We start from the raw sequence: 15,476 nt of genomic DNA on the forward strand, positions 1-15,476 counted from the left end.
GTGTAAACCAACGCTATCTTGCCCAACATCATGGCCGTAAAACAGCGCCACTGCTATATTGCGTGATAAATTCTATAGGCCTAACCGGTGCGAAAAGGAACGAGCAATGCAGGCAGAGCTGATTGAAATACGCAACCATCTGACCCAGCACTCTCCATTCGACGAAATGCCGGAGGAGTTTCTGGACCGTATCGTATCGAGTATCGAAATTGCCTATTTTCGCGCAGGTACCGACATTCTGAAGCTGGATGAACCAAACGCCAACCTGCACTATGTACGCAGTGGAGCCGTCGAGATCTATCGCCGTTCAGGCGAACTCTACAATCGCATAACCGAAGGTGAGATTTTCGGTCAGTTTGGCCTGCTGATGAACAAATCGGTGCGGTTTCCAGCCAAGGCCTTGGAAGATTCCCTGATATACCTCATTCCTGACGAGGTGTTTCAGTATTTGTGGGAAAACGACGAGAGCTTCACCGATTTTGTGGAAACCGAGAACCACTCACGGCTGCGTTCCGCGCTTTCCCGGCGCGAGAAGTCCAACCAGCCAATGACGGCACGAGTTACCCGGCTTATTTCCCGCGAGCCTGTCATGGCACCCAATACCGTACGCCTTCAGGAGGCAGCGCGCATCATGACGGACCGGGGGGTATCTGCCCTGTTGCTGATGGACGAAAACGGTGACAAGCCCACGCTCTCCGGCATAATAACCGACCGCGACCTGCGTACCCGCGCACTGTGCGAGGCGCTGCCATCAGAGACACCCATCAGCGACATCATGACGGAAGAGCTGATTACCACCCGTACCAGCGCCTTTATTTTCGAAGCCATGCTGACCATGCTCCACAATAACGTGCATCACCTTCCAGTGATGGAAGGCGATACCGTACGGGGCGTCATCGCGCTGTCGGATATCGTCAAGCATGAATCCCAAAGCAGCCTTTACCTGGTCAGCAATATCTATCACCAACAGGACGTCAAGGGCCTGAGGCGCCTGAGCAAAGAGGTGCCAAACACCTTCGTGCGCATGGTTCGTGAAGATGCCAATTCCCATATGATTGGCAGCGCCATGGCAGGCATCGGCCGCACCTTCAGTCAGCGGCTACTCGAACTGGGTGAGGAAAAGCTGGGACCGCCACCGGTGCCTTATTGTTTTATGGCGCTGGGCTCCATGGCCCGGGACGAACAACTGGTCGTCACCGACCAGGACAACGCCATGGTGCTGGACGACAGCTTCGACCCTGAGCAGCACGACGAGTATTTCCTCGCCCTGGCGAAATTTGTCAGCGATGGCCTGGCCGAGTGCGGCTACAGCTACTGCACCGGCGATATCATGGCCACCAACCAGAAATGGCGACAGCCCCTGCGAGTCTGGAAGAAGTACTTCGCTGACTGGATCGAAAACCCCAAGGCGGAGGCCCTGCTCAACAGCAATATTTTCTTCGACCTGGACGGCATCCACGGCCGCACCGAATACACCGAAGAACTGAAAACCTTCATTGCGGATAAAGCGAGCAATAGCCAGCGCTTCCTGGCCATGCTGGCCCGCAACGCCCTCAACCGCACGCCACCGCTGGGCTTTTTCCGTACCTTTGTGATGGAGGAAAGCGGCAAGCAGGCCAAGACCTTCAACCTGAAGCGTCGCGGCACGGCACCGGTGTCGGATCTGATCCGGGTGCATGCCCTGGCCTGTGGCTCACGGGCACAGAACACATTCAACCGGCTCAAAGCCATTGGTCAGACGAAGCTTATTCCGGAGGATGGGGTTGATAACCTTCGGGACGCCTTCGAGTTTATTGCGATAGTGCGTATTCGACATCAGGCCCTCTCCATCGAAGCAGGTCGAGAGCCAGACAACAATGTGCGGCCGGAAGACCTTTCGCCGTTCGAGCGCAGCCACCTGAAAGACGCTTTCCAGGTGGTCGGCCAGGCACAAAAGTTCCTCAAATTCCGCTACAACCCCCAGGCTACCCGGAATGTCTGATGGCAAGGCAGCACAGATCGACACTTTGTCCTGGCCCGAACAGTACCGGGAACTGGCAACACAAACGAAAGACCCGCGACTGAAGACGTTCTACGAGGCAGGTTGTGTGGCGCCGGAAACGCCCCTGAGCGAGGTCCCGTTTGTTGCCGTGGATTTCGAAACCACCGGCCTGGACCCTGACAGGCACTCCATCGTCAGTATCGGTGTGGTGCCCTTCACCCTTGACCGGGTGCAACTGAGTGGTTCGCGACACTGGCTGGTAAAACCGCAACTGCCGCTACACCAGACCTCTATCACGATACATGGCATAACCCATACCGATATCGACAAGGCCCCTGATCTGGCCGACGTACTGGACGAATTTCTGGAAAGCCTGGCCGGGCGCGTACCGGTCGTGCACTATCGCAATATCGAACGTCCATTCCTGAACATGGCGCTGAAGTGGAGAATCGGGGAGGAAATACGCTTTCCAGTGATGGATACCATGGCCATTGAGGCTTACTTGCATCCCAATCGGAAACCCTCCTGGTGGCAGAGGTTGAGGGGACAGCAGCCGATCTCGATTCGGCTGGCAGACAGCCGGCTGCGATATGGGCTGCCACACTACCCACCACACAATGCCGTGGTGGACGCGCTGGCCAGCGCCGAACTGCTGATGGCGCAAATCCAGCACCACTTTTCGCCAGAGACCCCTATCCGGGATCTCTGGCTGTAGCGTGTTTCCTTAGTTGGAAGCCGTACGGTTGGCTTCTTTCACTTCACTAATCAGCGCACCGTAACCTTCCTTCTCCATGTTCTCCAACGGGATGAACCGGAGCGCGGCCGAGTTCATGCAGTAACGCAACCCCGTTGGCGCCGGGCCGTCGTTGAACACATGCCCAAGGTGGGAGTCCGCATAACGGCTACGGATCTCGGTGCGGGTCATGAAGAAGCTGCTGTCCTCTTTCTCCACCACCATGTCTGAGCTGATCGGCTTGGTAAAGCTGGGCCAGCCAGTGTTGGACTTGTACTTGTCACGTGAGGAAAACAGCGGCTCACCGGACACAATGTCCACGTAGATACCGGCCCGTTTCTCATCATAATACTCGTTCTGATAAGCGGGCTCGGTGCCGTCCTCCTGGGTGATTTCGTACTGCTCCTCAGTCAACCGTGCCTTGAGCGTTTTGTTGTCCGGCTTGGTGAACGTGTCCGGGTTGAATGCCTCAACCCGGCTGAGGTTCATGTCGGATTTGCCACCAGACGCTTTGTTGACAGTGGCCTGCGTGGAACCACCGTTGCTCTCGGGACGATACTCGGCATAGTCTACTTTCTCGTCCTCGCCCCAGACTTTCTCGATAAACTGGTAGCGACCGGAGTTGAAGGTATAGAACTGGTACCGCACCGGGTTCTTCTTGTAGTAGTCCTGATGGTATTCCTCGGCGTCGTAGAACGCTTCGAAAGGCACCACTTCAATCTTGACCGGATGATCATAACGGCCAGATTCTTCCAGCGCCTTTATCGAGGCCTCGGCGGCGCGTTTCTGTGCTTCGTTGTGGTAGAAAATCGCCGGCCGGTACTGTTTGCCCCGGTCCACGTACTGGCCTTTCACGTCGGTTGGGTTGGCCGTACGCCACAGAGCCTGGAGCAGGCCTTCGTAGGTGATCGTATCAGGATCATAGTACACCTGGACCGCCTCGGTATGGCCTGTGCGGCCACCAGCTACCTGTTTATAGTTCGGGTTCTTCTCGTCGCCGCCACTATAGCCGGACACCGCCTCAACAACACCGGGCACTTTCTCTTCATACGCCGCTTCCACACACCAGAAGCAGCCACCAGCGAACGTAGCAACCGCCAGGCCTGGATCATCCGGGGCGTATTGTGATTCCGTCCCTTTGGAGGCCCCAACCTGGAAACCGGTCAATGCGATCGCGGCCGCGATAGACGTCAGTAACAGATACCGTTTCATAACCTTAACCTCTTGCCTTTTGAATACTGTGACCAGTTTGCACGGGATTCATCACATCACTTTCTCCAGTTTATTACGTTTGTATAACGCCGGAGAGATCATTACGGATGCAGGCAGCCTATTTGGGTGGCCCTATCGGCAAGCGTATGCAGAAAGATGCGCCGCCGGAGCTCAGGTTCTCAACGCTGATATCACCGCCCTGAAGAGTCATGATTCTGCGAGCGATGGCCAGCCCCAGGCCGGCATGGCCGGAACCGCCGGACGATTCGCCACGGTAGAAAGGGTCGAAGATGTGGGGCAGGTCCTGCTCCGGAATACCCGGGCCACTGTCGTGAACGTAAACCTGCGGCAGTCCGTCCGCCTGCCCTAACACCACTTCAATACGGCTCTCTGAGGGGCTGTATGCAATGGCATTGCCGATCAGGTTATCCAGCACCCGCTCGGTCATGGCCAGGTCAGCGTACGCCAGGGGGAGGTCGGGATCGCCATCCACCACAAGTTCCAACTGCCGGGTGCTGGCCTCTTGTCCATGCTTCTGGACCACGTCGTGCACCAATTCAGCCAGCGGAAAGGGTTCCGGCACGGGCTGCTTTTCCCGGGCCTCGAGGGCCGCAAGCTCAAACAGCTCGTCCACCAGGCGGCTCAGGCGTCGGCCCTCTTTGAGGGCAATGTCGAGAAAGCGGTCCTGTTCTTCCGCTGTCAGCCGGTCACGCCGGAGCTTGAGGCTTTCAATGTAGCCCTGCATCGAGGCCAGCGGCGTTCGCAGATCATGGGACACCTGGGCCACCAGTTGCCGGCGCTGGGCGTCTTTTTCCGTCAGCAGTTCGATCTGGGACGCAATGCGGCTGGCCATGTCATCAAAGGTGGCACCCAGGTAGTCAATTTCGTCGCGCACCACTGGCCGGCGGTCCCGCCAGGTAATGTCCAGGGCTCTGTGGCTCATGTCACTGTGCTCAAAATCCTCCACCAGACGGGTCAGCAAGGTCAGCCGGCGCGTCAGCAGCCGGAAGACAGCCAGCCCCGCAATCATCACCACCGCCAGGCTGACGATCAGGGCCCAGGCGCTCAGTTCCACCAAGTGACCACCCCGAGCCATGGTTTCCGCGGCATCGTACTCCTCACCGCGCAACACCACGTATAGATACCCCTCCGGATTGTCCATCGACGGTACCGGCGTTACGGAAAAGACTTTCTGCCGGTCATGGCTGCGGGGGTCATCGCCCAGTACCGGGTAGCTGTCCATATCGTTCATCAGGCGGCGGATGGGTTCGAGCGAGACTTGCTTGCGCTTGATCTTCGCCGGATCAGCGGAATAAGAGAGGATGGTGCCTTCCAGATCCAACAGGTAGATTTCAATGCTGGGATTGATGGTCATATACAGCGCAAAAAGTTCTTTCAGGGCGCCGCGGTCGAGTTCCCCTTCACTGACCAGATTCCTGTCTGCCACCAGGTCTTTCGCCAAATCCCGGTGCAGCTCCTGATTAACAGACGCGTTGTACTCCCGCAGGGAATACAAGCTGAAAAAGGTGTACAGCAGACCAACGGCCAACAGGAGCAGGAAAAGACCTAACGTCAGCCGGGTGTAGAGTGTCTTCAGCATGGTTCAGTCCCGGAAGCGATAGCCCACCCCCCAGACGGTTTCGATAAACTCCGGTCGCGCCGGGTCTTGCTCAATCTTCCCGCGCAGACGGTTAATGTGGGTATTGACGGTATGCTCGTACCCTTCGTGGTTATAGCCCCAGACCTTGTCCAGCAGCTGAACCCGGCTGAACACACGTCCCGGGTGGCTGGCAAAGTGCCAGAGCAGGTCGAACTCCCGGGCTGTCAATTCCACCTCCTGTTCCCACACGAACACACGGCGCCGGGCCGGATCGATACGCAAACCTTCGGTGTCCAACTCACCCGACTCTTCAGGCCCGGACGTTTCGCCCGACGAATTCGACATGGCGTCCACCCGCCGGAACAGAGCCTTCACCCGCGCCGACAGTTCGGCCACGCTGAAGGGCTTGGTGAGGTAATCGTCCGCCCCCATCTCCAATCCCAGCACACGATCCAGCTCCGTGCTTTTCGCCGTGAGCATCAGCACCGGCACATACCCCGGGCCGGAGCGAATCTCCCGACACACCGAGAGCCCGTCCATTCCAGGCAACATCAGATCAAGCACCACAAGGTCAATATCCCCTTCGCGGAAACGCTCCAGCCCGGTATCGCCCCGGTCACAGAGAATGGCATTCATACCAAGGTCAGCCACGTGCATTCGCACCAGCTCACCAATACCGGGGTTGTCTTCCACAATCAGTACGTTTCGCGTCATAGGTTCCTGATTCTGATGCCCTTCGATGGCCACCGGTTAGTTCGTGGCACTTGCCTTGCCCACACCGGGGTCCGTCATATCGTCGTGCATGGCCTTGTCGTCTTTCATGCCCATTCCGTCATCCTTCATGTCCATGTGGTCGTCAGACATGCCATCTTTCTTCATGTCGTGGCCCATGGAATCCGACATGCCGTCTTTCTTCATGTCGTTGTGTTCCATTGATCCTTTCATATCATCCTTCATCATGCCATCTTCAGACGCCATGTCATCTGCCTGAGCCGCGCTTGCCATCAAGCCGAACAGGGCCATTGCTGCGATTGTCGTGAGCTTGTTCATCGTGATTTCTCCCCAAGAATATTTACCTGCCTGATTGGCAGGTTCGACATCTATCCTGAAGCAGTGCCATCACGGCACAATCACGAAGTATTAAAGAGTGTATCGCGGAAACTTCACAAATCTGTCACGCCATTGCCAGGCTTCCCAGCAGGCGCTGACGAATGATGCTGTCGGCCTCGTCCATAATTCGGCCAACCAGTTCCTCACAACTGGGAATGTCGTGAATCAGCCCCGCCACCATGCCACAACTCCAGGCTGCCTCATCCATCTTGCCTTCCTGAAGCACCAACCTGCCCTTCACGCCAGTGACCAGATGGCGGATATCGTCAATGGTTTCGGTGCCGGCTTTCACGTTCTCGATACGGATAATTTCTTCCACTGCGGCGTTATTCATTACACGCTCGGTGTTACGGAGGTTCCGCATAATAAGGCGGGTCTGAAGTTCATCCGCGTCGACAATGGCCTGTTTGACATTGTCATGGATGGGAGCGTCTGTGGTCGCCAGAAAACGGGTACCCATATTCATGCCATCAGCGCCCAATGCCATAGCCGCCACCAGGCTGCGGCCATCAGCCATGCCGCCTGAAGCGACAAATGGAATGGTGAGTTCTTCCGCAGCGCGTGGCAGCAGGATAAAGTTAGGGATGTCATCCTCACCCGGATGGCCGCCACATTCGAAGCCGTCCACGCTGACCGCATCGCAACCGATTTTTTCAGCCTTCAGGGCGTGACGCACAGACGTGCATTTGTGGATAACCTTGATACCTGCCGCTTTGAGCTGGGGCATGTATTGCTCGGGACTACGCCCGGCCGTTTCCACCACTTTCACACCACCGTCGACAATGGCCTGGATATAATCCGGGTAGGGCGGCGCCTTGAAGGACGGCAGGAACGTGAGGTTGACGCCGAACGGCCGATCAGTCATCTCGGCACAACGTGCAATTTCCCTGGAGAGGTCTTCCGGGGTAGGCTGAGTCAGCCCGGTGATCATACCGAGGCCACCGGCGTTGGAAACGGCGGCGGCCAACTCCGCATACCCAACGTGGTGCATGCCTCCCTGGATAATCGGGTGATGGATACCAAACAATTCGGTGATTCTGGTCTTCATAGCGGGCTTCCTGTTTTGTCGTTAGAATGAAATCGAGTACCGATACGAGGTTGCAGTGACAGAAAAAACAACAACAAGGGCGACACCAGCAGATGCCTTCCGACGTGCACGAAGGATGTGGTTAAAAGGTGAACGAATTCACCTGGCATCGCTGTCTGCAGAATTGAATATTGGCAGGGCCACCCTGTTTCGCTGGGTTGGCAACAAGGATTTGCTGCTGGGGGAAGTGCTCTGGTCACTCTACGCACCCCTGAGGCAGGAAGCGCTGAACGCAACGCCGGGGAACGGCGTCGACTTTGTAGTCGGGGTATACCGCCACATTAATTCCACCCTGTTGCACTCTGAACCTTTGCGGCGTTTTATCCGCGAAGACCCGGAGTACGCGCTCAAAATCCTGACGTCATCCCAGTCCACCCTTCACAGCCGTACCGTTGAGGCCAACACCCGCACACTTCGGGATCAGATTGCAGGCGGACATATTAATCCGCCTCTGAACGTCAACAGCCTGTCCTACTTCATGGTGCGCCTGGCCGAATCCTGCCTGTACAGCGACATCATCAACGGCCGCGAACCCCGTGAAGAGGAGCTGGAAGACGCCTGTACCGCTGTTCGTGTAATGCTTGGCGGAACAGCCTGAACAGAGACATATCCGCCAAAGCCCATCAGGCACGGGGTGGGGCCCTTTTCTGCCGGGAAAAAGATGTCTGAGCGCAGCGAGTTGTTTTTCCCAGAAGAAAAGGGCACCACCTCGGGCCTAGCCCGCTGACGAGCAGGCTTAAAGCTGCAGGGACCGCACCTCCAGAAACTCTTCAAGTCCCCATTTGCCGAATTCGCGACCGATACCGGAGTGGCCGAAGCCGCCAAACGGCGCCAACGGGTTGAAGTCCCCGCCGTTGACGAACACCTGCCCGGTGCGCAGTTTACCTGCCACTTTTTTCGCGTGGGCATCATCGGCCGACCAGACAGCGCCGGACAGGCCATAGGCGGTGCCATTGGCTATCTCGATGGCCTCGGCTTCGTCCTGATAGGGGATCACGCACAGCACGGGGCCGAAAATTTCCTCCTGGGCGATGCGGCTGTCGGGTTTGACGTTACCGAACACCGTGGCCTTGACGAAGTAGCCCTTGTCGCAGCCTTCCGGAGCTTCTGGGCCGCCAGCAACCAGGGTGGCGCCTTCTTTGATACCAATGTTGATAAAGTCGATGACCTTGTCCCGCTGTTGAGCGGAAGCCAGCGGGCCCAGGCGTGTGGTTTCTTCCAGCGGATTGCCCGGCGTCATTTTCGCCACCGCGTTAGCGGCCAGTTCGCAGGCTTCGTCATGCTTCTGGGCCGGAACCAGCATGCGGGTCAGCGCCGTGCAGGTCTGGCCTGAGTTCAGCAGGCAGTTGTTGACGGTTCCCTTGACCGCTTTCGCCAGGTCAGCATCCGACAGGATAACCGATGCAGATTTGCCGCCCATCTCCAGGGCAAAGCGCTTGAAATCATCGGCGGCAGCGTGGGCAATCAGGCTGCCGGTGCGGGTGGAGCCGGTGAACGACACCATGTTGACATCCGGGTGCTTGATCAGCGTGTCGCCCACTGTATGGCCTTCGCCGCAGACGAGATTGAAGACACCCTCGGGAAGGTCTGTCTGGTCCAGAATATCCGCCAGGATAAAGGCACTCTGGGGCGCGATTTCAGACGGCTTGAGCACCACCGTGCAACCGGCGGCAATGGCCGGAACCACCTTGAGGATGACCTGGTGCAGAGGGTAGTTCCAGGGGGTGATGCATCCCACCACGCCCACCGGCGTGTACTGCACCTCGGAGTTGCCGACCTGTTCGGAAAAGGTGAATTCCGGCAGCATTTTCAGGTAGCTTTTGGTAATGGTGGCTGGCAGCCCCGCCTGAATGCCGGTGGCCAGTTTGATGGGCATGCCCACTTCCCGGCATACCGTTTCGGCTATCTCACCCGCCCGTTCTTTCAAACCAGCATGCAGCTGTTCCAGCACGTGCAATCGCTTTTCCAGCGTGCTTTCCGACCAGCTTTCGAAGGCCGTACTGGCAGCGGCGATGGCCTTCTCCATTTCCTCACGACCGGCGGCGGGAACCCTGGCAATAACGTCTCCAGTGGCCGCTTCGTGAACATCAATGGTCTCACCATTCCAGTTCTGCCATTGGCCGTTGATGTAGTTTTTGCTGAGATCTTTCATGGTTCCGCTCCTGAATAAATTCATGTGGATGATGTTCCGCGATACGGCCGCCTTACACTACCTCGAAAAGACCAGCCGCGCCCTGGCCACCACCAATGCACATTGTCACAACCACGTACCGGGCACCACGTCGCTTACCTTCAATCAGGGCATGGCCGGCCAGGCGGGAACCGGTAACACCATAGGGGTGGCCAATGGAGATAGAACCGCCGTTGACGTTCAACTTTTCCATCGGAATGCCCAGACGATCACGACAGTAAACCACCTGTGACGCAAAGGCTTCGTTCAGTTCCCACAGGTCGATATCGTCCATTTTCAGACCATTTCGCTCCAACAGGCGCGGAATGGCGAAAACCGGGCCAATACCCATCTCATCCGGCTCGCAGCCTGCCACGGCAAAACCACGGAAGATACCCATCGGCTCGATGTTGTTTTTCTCGGCATAGGTGCTGTTCATCACGGTACATACGGACGCACCGTCAGACAGCTGGGACGCGTTACCGGCAGTGACGAACTGATTGTCTCCGCGCACCGGATTCAGGCCCTGGAGGCCTTCCAGCGTGGTGTTGGGGCGGTTGCACTCGTCACGGGTCAGGGTGACGTCCTTAGAGCTGATGTCACCGGTTTCCTTGTCCTTCACCATCATGGTGGCGTCGAAAGGCACAATTTCATCATCAAACCTGCCCGCATCCTGGGCCGCCGCAGTGCGCTGCTGGGAAATCAGCGCGTACTCATCCTGGGCTTCACGGCTAATGCCATAACGCTGGGCCACAATGTCGGCGGTTTCGATCATCGCCAGATACAGCTCGGGCTTGTTCTTCATCAGCCAGTCGTTAGTAGCGTGGAAGCTGTTGAGCTTCTCGTTCTGCACCATGGAAATGGATTCGACGCCACCAGCCACCATGGCCGGAACCTTCTCCGACACCACCCGCTGCGCGGCAATGGCAATGGACTGAAGACCGGAACTACAGAAACGGTTGATCGAAAGCCCTGCCGTCGTCACCGGCAAACCGGCACGAATCGCCGCCAGCCGAGCGATGTTCTTGCCCTGGGCGCCTTCATGGAACGTGGCGCCGAGGATCACATCTTCCACGATGGCCGGATCAATACCCGCACGCTCAACAGCGTGCTGAATAACGTGACCAGCCAGGTCCACGCTGTGGGTGTTGTTCAGGGCACCACGGTAGGATTTACCCAGGCCCGTGCGGGCAGTGGAAACAATAACGGCATCAGACATAACAATTTCCTTCGTATTCGAGTAAGCGAACAGAACCAAAACCGGGACCAGCCCCCAGGCTTCTAGATATCCCCAAACTTGCGACCGTCACTAACCAGCTTCTCTAACAGGACCGCCGGCTTCCACTGCTCACCCCCAAGGGTGTCGTGGAAGTTCCTGACCGTGCCGAGAATGGTATCCAGGCCAATCTGATCCGCCCAGAACATCGGCCCACCCCGATAGGCCGGGAAGCCATAGCCATAGATCCAGGTAATGTCGATATCCAGGGACCGGTCCGCAATGCCCTCTTCCAGAATCTTGGCACCCTCATTGACCATCACGTACATGCACCGCTCCAGAATCTCCTGGTCGGTGATCTCGCGGGACTTGATACCCTGCTCCTGACGGAATTCGGCAATAACCCGGTCCACTTCCGGATCGGGAATCGGCTTGCGGTTACCCTCTTCGTATCTGTACACGCCCGCCTGGGTCTTCTGGCCAAGGCGCCCCTGCTCCGCCAGCTTATCCATCCAGCTCGCCGGCACGTCCTCACCTGCCTTGCGGCGCTCCTGACGGATGCTGTATCCAATATCGATACCGGCCAGGTCCGACATCGCAAACTGCCCCATGGGGAAGCCCAGATCGGTCAGTACCTTGTCCACCTGTTGCGGGCTCGCACCTTCGTTGACCAGCGCCATGGCCTCAGCGCCCCGCTTGTGCAGCATGCGATTGCCGACGAAGCCATAGCAGTTACCCACCATGACCCCGACCTTGCGAATCTTCTTCGCCAGCGCCATGGCGGTGGCCTTGACCTCATCAGAGGTTTTTTCGCCGCGTACAATTTCCAGCAGCTTCATCACGTTGGCGGGGCTGAAGAAATGCAGGCCGATCACGTCCTGCGGACGTTTCGTTGCCGCCGCAATGTCATCAATACTGAGGGTGGAGGTGTTGGACGCCAGAATCGCACCCGCTTTGCAGGCGTCGTCCAACTGACCGAAGATCTTTCTCTTCAGGTCCATGCTTTCAAACACCGCCTCGATCACCAGATCCACATCGCTGAAATCGTCATAGGTTAGTGTGCCGCTGATCAGGTTCATGCGCTCCTCAACCTGGGCCTGGGTGATACGGCCTTTCTTCGCGGTGTTCTCGTAGTTCCGGCGAATCACTGCCAGGCCCTTGTCCAGCGCCTCCTGCTTGACCTCGGCGATGGTCACGGGAATCCCGGCGTTGGCGAAGTTCATGGCGATGCCACCGCCCATGGTGCCGGCACCAATCACCCCTACGGTGCGAATATCCCGAACCGGCGTGTCCTTGGACAAACCCTTCACCTTCGAGACTTCCCGCTCAGCAAAGAAAGAGTGAACCAGCCCGGCACGCTGGGGCGACTCCATGCACTCCATAAACAGTTCACGCTCTCGCTTCACGCCATCCTCGAACGGCAGGCTGAAAGCGGCTTCCACCGCATCTACACACTTGAACGGGGAAAACAGGCCGCGCGCTTTTTTCTGCAAGCCGGCGCGGAACTGTTCAAAAACATCGCTACCCTTGTCGGCCTGCAACTTATCGGTCAGGTCCCTTACGCGACGGACCGGCTTGCCTTCGTCCGCAATTTTCTGTGCGTATGCCAGGCCTGCAGCCTTGATATCGCTGCCGTCCTCAACCGCATCAACAATGCCCAGGGCCAAAGCGTCGTTAGCGCCTACGAATTCGCCGGTGGTAATCATTTCCAGGGCCTTTTGGGCACCCGTCAGGCGCGGCAGGCGCTGGGTGCCCCCGGCTCCCGGCAACAGGCCCAACTTCACTTCCGGTAGCCCCACCTTGGCACTGCTCAAGGCCACCCGGTAGTGACAGCCCAATGCGGTTTCCAGGCCACCGCCCAACGCAGTGCCGTGAATAGCCGCAACAATTGGCTTGTCGCTGCTCTCATACTGGTCAACAACGGACGGCAGCCCCGGGTCCTGCATGGGCTTGCCGAATTCGCGAATGTCGGCCCCGGCAATAAAAGTGCGGCCTTCACACACCAGCAACAGTACCTTGGCGTCAACGTCTTTCTGGCCCTGCTCCAGCGCAGCCACCAGGCCGGAACGAACCGCATGGCTGAGGGCGTTCACCGGCGGATAGTTCACGGTGATCACGCCAATGGAGCCTTCCCGGTTATAAGTCACGACCTCAGACATAATCTCTCCTAGCCATCTATGGAATATAGTTTTAACAAGCGAAACATAGTCACGATTTAATACAAGTTTTCGGCAGGTTTCAACCATGAACTAAAATGCAGGCGTAAAAAAACCCCAGAACGAATTCTGGGGTTCTTACTCCAAGGCCGGCTTCTTCACCAGTACCCGGTTAAACACCAAGCGATTCGATATCGCTGGCCAGCATCGCCAGTTGATGAGCAATGGATTCCCGCAGCTTTTCCCCGGAAATCAAATAGGAAGGCGCCGCACAAGTCAGCGCCATGATAGTGCCGTCCTGCAGATGAATGGGCACACCCGCAGAGTTGATGTTGCGATCCCACTCGCCGAGCGACAGACAGAAGCCATACGTCTTGTAGTCCTCCATCGAGCGTTCGAGGCCCTCCTGCTTCTCCGGCCAGGCATCACCATACTTGGCTTCCATGGCGTCCGTAATAACCTTACGGCCTTTATCCGAAATCGCGCAGTAGTAGGCACGCCCGGCCGATGTGGTGGCCATGGGCAGTTTCAAACCGATGTCCATACGCAGCAGCGATGCTTCCGGCGGCAGGCGATTCTCTACATAGATCATGTGCAGACGATCGCGGCAAGTCAGGCCTACGGACATGTTGGTCTGACGGGCAAACTCGTCCATGTAAGGCTTGGCCAGCTGACGCACTTTAAGGTTGGAAACGTAGGCATAACCAAGTGCCAATACACCGGAGCTGAGCTGGTACTTTTCCAACTGGGCGTTATAACTGAGGTAACCCAGCTTGGTCAGGGTGTAGGTCATGCGCGAAACAGTGGGTTTCGGCAGCCCGGTCAGGCGCGCAATGTCCTGATTCCCCAGAATCACCGAGCCCTGGCTAAAGGCACGAAGCACGTCGAGACCACGGGAAAGTGCCTCTACAAATTTACGATCTTTTTCAGGCTTTACCGGTTCGCCATCACCGGATGCTGCCAGGAGTTCCGGCGGGGTGGCTTGTGCTTTTGTCATAAACGGGCGTCCTCCAACAGCTGCGCCTGATCCGCTGTGCCCGGACTACCGGGGCTATGTTCGGATAGTAAGAAAAGATGCGGTATTTTAATCGCTGCAGATATCAAGTACCAGAAACCATTATCAAAAGTCGTGCCAAATATGAAACACTCTTCCTTTATGTTTCAATTCTCTTCCAATATTGCGATACAGAACCCCAGGTTTACGGGCCATCTGCGGTATATTATTCTGCAATGTGAAACTTAATAACCGAATTCAAAGTCGCTGACAACCCCGGAGAGCACATGAAAGTTCTATTTGTAGCAGGAGACCCCAAACCGGAGCGCTGGACCGTTCCTATCAAGGAACTGCTTCCGGAAGCCGAGATTCACGTTTGGGACGCCAACGGTCCGGTGGTCGATGCCGATTACGCCATTGTCTGGCAACCACCGGAACAACTGTTTGAGCGCGAGAAAAAGCTTAAAGCCGTGTTTAACCTCGGGGCGGGCATCGATGGGTTGCTGGCCGTACCCAATCTACCGCCCCAACTGCCCATCGTGCGCCTGGAAGATGCCGGCATGTCGGCGCAGATGGCGGAATACGTGTTGCACCAGCTGCTGGAAGCCAACCGGGGCATGGAAACCTACCGCGAGCAGCAGCGCCAGGGTACCTGGAAAATTCATCGCCCAATCAAGCGCAGCGATTGGCCAGTTGGCGTCATGGGCCTTGGCCACATTGGCAAGCGGGTGGCGCGCACCCTCGCCAGCCTGGATTACCGGGTCAATGGCTGGGCCCGCAGCAAGCACGATCTGGAGGGCGTCTCGACCTTTTCCGGCACCGAAAACCTGACCGATTTTCTGCAATCAACCCGCGTTCTGGTAAACACTCTGCCATTGACCGACGAAACCCGGGACATTCTCAACCACCAGCACCTTAGCCAACTCATGCCCGATGCCGTGGTGATTAACGTGGGCCGGGGAGAACACCTGGTGGAAGAGGACCTGATTAAAGCCATAGAAGACGGCCATGTGGCCCGGGCCTCCCTGGATGTGTTTCGCCAGGAACCCCTGCCCGCGGATCACCCCTTCTGGCAGCGACCGGAGATCACCATTACGCCACACATCTCGGCTCGCACCCTGAGGGAGGCCACCCTGGAGCAGATCACCGGTAAGATCCAGGCACACTATAATGGTCAGCCGATTTCCGGCATCGTGGACCCCAGCCGGGGCTACTGA

Annotated in this window: 13 protein-coding genes; 4 read left to right on the forward strand and 9 right to left on the reverse strand. The window is 57.3% G+C overall.

What is annotated here, in order from left to right; translation table 11 throughout:
• Positions 1–106: 106 nt before the first annotated feature.
• The gene (locus tag R1T46_RS02750) at positions 107–1,981 is read left to right on the forward strand and encodes a putative nucleotidyltransferase substrate binding domain-containing protein (RefSeq protein WP_317307241.1); all 1,875 of its coding nucleotides are present in this window, start codon (positions 107–109) and stop codon (positions 1,979–1,981) included.
• Positions 1,974–2,696, forward strand: coding sequence for a 3'-5' exonuclease (locus R1T46_RS02755; RefSeq protein ID WP_317307242.1), 723 nt, complete (start codon positions 1,974–1,976; stop codon positions 2,694–2,696). Before R1T46_RS02750 ends, R1T46_RS02755 begins: the two co-directional genes overlap by 8 nt.
• A gap of 9 nt (positions 2,697–2,705) precedes the next feature.
• Here the strand turns inward: R1T46_RS02755 and msrB are convergent, their stop codons facing one another.
• The 5 genes from msrB to R1T46_RS02780 all read right to left on the reverse strand — a co-directional run bounded on the left by msrB (position 2,706) and on the right by R1T46_RS02780 (position 7,684).
• Positions 2,706–3,926, reverse strand: a complete 1,221-nt coding sequence (msrB, locus tag R1T46_RS02760; RefSeq protein WP_317307243.1) for a peptide-methionine (R)-S-oxide reductase MsrB — start codon at positions 3,924–3,926, stop codon at positions 2,706–2,708.
• Positions 3,927–4,044: 118 nt separating this feature from the next.
• The gene (locus tag R1T46_RS02765) at positions 4,045–5,526 is read right to left on the reverse strand and encodes a sensor histidine kinase (RefSeq protein WP_317307244.1); all 1,482 of its coding nucleotides are present in this window, start codon (positions 5,524–5,526) and stop codon (positions 4,045–4,047) included.
• A 3-nt stretch (positions 5,527–5,529) separates the two neighbouring features.
• Positions 5,530–6,240, reverse strand: a complete 711-nt coding sequence (locus R1T46_RS02770) for a response regulator transcription factor (RefSeq protein ID WP_317307245.1) — start codon at positions 6,238–6,240, stop codon at positions 5,530–5,532.
• A 36-nt stretch (positions 6,241–6,276) separates the two neighbouring features.
• Positions 6,277–6,576: a hypothetical protein gene (locus tag R1T46_RS02775; protein ID WP_317307246.1), complete on the reverse strand. Its 300-nt coding sequence runs from the start codon at positions 6,574–6,576 to the stop codon at positions 6,277–6,279.
• A gap of 124 nt (positions 6,577–6,700) precedes the next feature.
• Positions 6,701–7,684 carry a nitronate monooxygenase family protein gene (locus R1T46_RS02780; protein ID WP_317307247.1) on the reverse strand — a complete coding sequence of 328 codons (984 nt, stop codon included), beginning with the start codon at positions 7,682–7,684 and terminating at the stop codon, positions 6,701–6,703.
• A gap of 115 nt (positions 7,685–7,799) precedes the next feature.
• Between R1T46_RS02780 and R1T46_RS02785 the strand changes: the two genes are divergently transcribed.
• Positions 7,800–8,321, forward strand: coding sequence for a QsdR family transcriptional regulator (locus R1T46_RS02785; RefSeq protein WP_317307248.1), 522 nt, complete (start codon positions 7,800–7,802; stop codon positions 8,319–8,321).
• Between the two features lie 138 nt (positions 8,322–8,459).
• Here the strand turns inward: R1T46_RS02785 and R1T46_RS02790 are convergent, their stop codons facing one another.
• From R1T46_RS02790 to R1T46_RS02805, 4 genes are all read right to left on the reverse strand, one after another.
• A complete protein-coding gene (locus R1T46_RS02790) occupies positions 8,460–9,875 on the reverse strand; it encodes an aldehyde dehydrogenase family protein (RefSeq protein ID WP_317307249.1) in 1,416 nt (471 codons plus the stop codon).
• A gap of 52 nt (positions 9,876–9,927) precedes the next feature.
• Positions 9,928–11,112 carry an acetyl-CoA C-acyltransferase gene (locus tag R1T46_RS02795; protein ID WP_317307250.1) on the reverse strand — a complete coding sequence of 395 codons (1,185 nt, stop codon included), beginning with the start codon at positions 11,110–11,112 and terminating at the stop codon, positions 9,928–9,930.
• 62 nt (positions 11,113–11,174) lie between these two features.
• Complete coding sequence (locus R1T46_RS02800) at positions 11,175–13,268, reverse strand: 3-hydroxyacyl-CoA dehydrogenase NAD-binding domain-containing protein (protein WP_317307251.1); 2,094 nt, start codon at positions 13,266–13,268, stop codon at positions 11,175–11,177.
• Positions 13,269–13,437: 169 nt separating this feature from the next.
• Positions 13,438–14,262: an IclR family transcriptional regulator gene (locus R1T46_RS02805; RefSeq protein ID WP_317307252.1), complete on the reverse strand. Its 825-nt coding sequence runs from the start codon at positions 14,260–14,262 to the stop codon at positions 13,438–13,440.
• 284 nt (positions 14,263–14,546) lie between these two features.
• On the opposite strand from R1T46_RS02805, the gene R1T46_RS02810 reads away from it, so the two are divergent.
• A complete protein-coding gene (locus R1T46_RS02810; RefSeq protein ID WP_317307253.1) occupies positions 14,547–15,476 on the forward strand; it encodes a glyoxylate/hydroxypyruvate reductase A in 930 nt (309 codons plus the stop codon).

This window comes from Marinobacter salarius (assembly GCF_032922745.1).
Lineage (GTDB): Bacteria > Pseudomonadota > Gammaproteobacteria > Pseudomonadales > Oleiphilaceae > Marinobacter.